Origin of the sequence: Granulicella sp. L60, assembly GCF_009765825.1 — a bacterium.
Lineage (GTDB): Bacteria > Acidobacteriota > Terriglobia > Terriglobales > Acidobacteriaceae > Edaphobacter.
The window spans coordinates 389,525-391,004 of record NZ_LMUR01000015.1 but is presented as its reverse complement, the minus strand read 5'-3'; the positions used below and the strand labels follow the sequence as shown (position 1 = coordinate 391,004).

The window sequence follows — 1,480 nt, the reverse complement described above, 5'->3', positions numbered from 1 at the left end:
TCACCGCCACCACCGGCTCCGGAGACGTCGATATTCAGGACGCAGGCGCATCCCTCAAAGCGCAGAGCGGATCCGGCAACGTCAAAGCCCACGGCATTCCCGGCCCCGCCACCCTCGGCACCGGCTCCGGAGACATCGAGTTTCAGCAGTCCGGCCCCGGCGACGTCAAGGCCGAGACCGGCAGCGGCAACATCCGCCTCGGCGGCCTCTCCGGCGCACTCAAAGCCAGCACCGGCTCCGGCGATATCGAAGCCGAAGGCCATCCCACCGCCGACTGGCGCGTCAGCACAGGCTCCGGCAACGTTCGTCTCAACGTCGGCAGCGCCCACTTCAACCTCGACGCCGACACCGGCTCCGGCAACATCAACGTCGCCCAGCCCATCACCATGCAGGGCAGTCTCAACCACCACCACGTCAACGGCGTCGTCAACGGCGGCGGCTCCACGATCCGCGTCAGCACCGGCTCCGGCAACGTCGACCTGAGATAGCCGCAAGCACAACGGACGAAGAGGCGATCCACACACACCTCTTCGTCCTCACTCAGCCAACAACCTAAGCCACAATCCTCACCCTGCCCGTTCCCAGATCGTACATCCCACCCGCCACCTTGATCCCATCATCCTTGATCGCCTTGGCAATCACGGTCGAAGCCTCGCGAATCAGTCTCGTCTGAAACACAACATTCGCCTTCACCGCCTCCACCACATCGCCATGTGAATCCCGAATCCCCGGCATCAGATGCTGGTACAGCACACTAATCTGCCCCGGCACCTCCTTGCCCTTCACCGCCGCTTCGATCGCCCCGCAATTCGTGTGACCCATCACCAGAATCGCCTTCAGCGACAGCACCGCCACCCCGTACTCCAGGCTCGCCAGAATCTCCGGAGTCACGATATTCCCAGCCACCCGTGTCACAAATAAATGTCCTATGCTCTGGTCGAAGAGAATCTCCACCGGCACCCGCGAGTCCGCGCAAGACAGCACCGCGGCAAACGGCTCCTGCTTCAATACCGTCTTCTCCTTCAAAATCTTCAAGTCCTCCGGAAACGACGTGATCGTCCCCGCCACATACCGCTCATTGCCCTTCATCAACTCCTGCAGCGCGCCATCTCCCGTAAGCGCCGTCTGCGCCGAACCTCCCCTGCCAGCCGCAACCACACCAACCGCCGCCATCCCGGCGACAAACCGTCGCCGCGTCCACTCCCCATTCCACGCTCCATCCATAGTTTCTTCTCCTTTTCGCGCAAGCTTACACCCAACCCCATCAGTTACCCTTAACTCATGCCTTCCCCATTCGAACCCCGCCTCATCGTCTTCGACCTCGACGGCACCCTCATCGACTCCCGCATCGACCTCTGCAACTCCGTCAACGCCACCCTCGCGCACCTCGGCAAACCCGAACTCCCCGAAGCCGTCATCTCCAGCTTCATCGGCGACGGAGCCTCCATGCTCGTCCGCCGCGCCATCGGCGACCCCGAAG

General features: G+C 62.7%; 3 protein-coding genes. 2 read left to right on the top strand and 1 reads right to left on the bottom strand.

The window, feature by feature from the left end; genetic code table 11:
* Nucleotides 1–488 (top strand): DUF4097 family beta strand repeat-containing protein (locus GSQ82_RS25045; RefSeq protein ID WP_254061518.1); only part of this gene is annotated, 488 nt, incomplete at its 5' end.
* A gap of 64 nt (nucleotides 489–552) precedes the next feature.
* Here GSQ82_RS25045 and GSQ82_RS08845 read toward each other — a convergent pair.
* Nucleotides 553–1,224, bottom strand: coding sequence for a carbonic anhydrase (locus GSQ82_RS08845; RefSeq protein WP_158791912.1), 672 nt, complete (start codon nucleotides 1,222–1,224; stop codon nucleotides 553–555).
* 57 nt (nucleotides 1,225–1,281) lie between these two features.
* Here GSQ82_RS08845 and GSQ82_RS08840 point away from each other — a divergent pair.
* Nucleotides 1,282–1,480 (top strand): HAD hydrolase-like protein (locus tag GSQ82_RS08840; RefSeq protein WP_158791911.1); only part of this gene is annotated, 199 nt, incomplete at its 3' end.